Origin of the sequence: Rhodovulum viride (genome assembly GCF_003265965.1) — a bacterium.
GTDB lineage: Bacteria > Pseudomonadota > Alphaproteobacteria > Rhodobacterales > Rhodobacteraceae > Rhodovulum > Rhodovulum kholense.
On record NZ_MUAV01000120.1, the window covers coordinates 1 to 892 of the forward strand.

The window sequence follows — 892 nt, forward strand, 5'->3', positions numbered from 1 at the left end:
CCGCGCGCGCCGAAGACATAGGTGCCGGGCGCGACATCGTCGATCAGGTCCTCGGCCACATCGGTGAGGCCGCGGACGGTGGTCTCGGTCTCGGTGATCGGCCGCCAGGAGAACTGCCAGGCGTCGATGAAGGGATTGTCGGTGCTGGCTGCCAGCCGGACCCGGGTCTTGACCCCGCCGCCGCCGCGCGTCTCGTACAGTTCCTCGGTCATCGTCGGCGCCGAGACCTGCGGTTTGGCGGTCGGCGAGGGCAGCGTGGGCACGCCGCCCGCGGGCCGGGCCTGTTCTTCCGAGGTGCGCCAGTCGAAGATCGCCGGGCCGGTTTCCAGGCAGGTCAGCCGCACCTGGACGCCTTCGGGGCCGACCGTCACCGCGCGGGCGGTGACCTCGAAGGCCTTGGCCTCCCAGCCCCGCCGCGGGATCGTGACACGTATATTATCGCCCAGCCGCACGCCCCAGGCGGCAAGGCTGCAGGGCAGGATCGCCTGGCGCTGGCGCCGCCCCTTCAGGAGTGCCAGCTTCATCAGCCGCTGGCCGCGCACCGGATCGGTCTCGCCCGGCAGCTCGCCCAGATCGCGCACCAGCCGCTCGCCATTGTCCGCCGCGCGATACGTCTCGGAGGCCAGCACCGGCAGGTCGGTCACCACATGCTCGGCCGTCGCGTCGGCGAACTGCGCCTTGACGGTGTTGAACTGCTCCTCGAAGGGCCGCCGCGCGATCACCCGGATCCCCGCGACCAGCATGTCCTCGGTGATGGTCAGCTCGGGCTCTTCCCAGACCGCGCCGCCCAGCGTCAGCCGCCCGCGTTCGCAGGCCCACCAGCCGCCCCAGGCGCTTGAGAGCGCATCGAGGTTCTCGCGCGGGCTGGCCTCGGTATCGAGCACGCCGTTGA

At 71.6% G+C, this 892-nt stretch carries 1 protein-coding gene; it reads right to left on the reverse strand.

Going from position 1 to position 892, the window contains the following annotated elements; all coding sequences use genetic code 11:
* Positions 1 to 892, reverse strand: an 892-nt coding sequence (locus tag BYZ73_RS21335) for a phage tail protein (RefSeq protein WP_146746399.1), incomplete at both ends; no start/stop codon positions are given.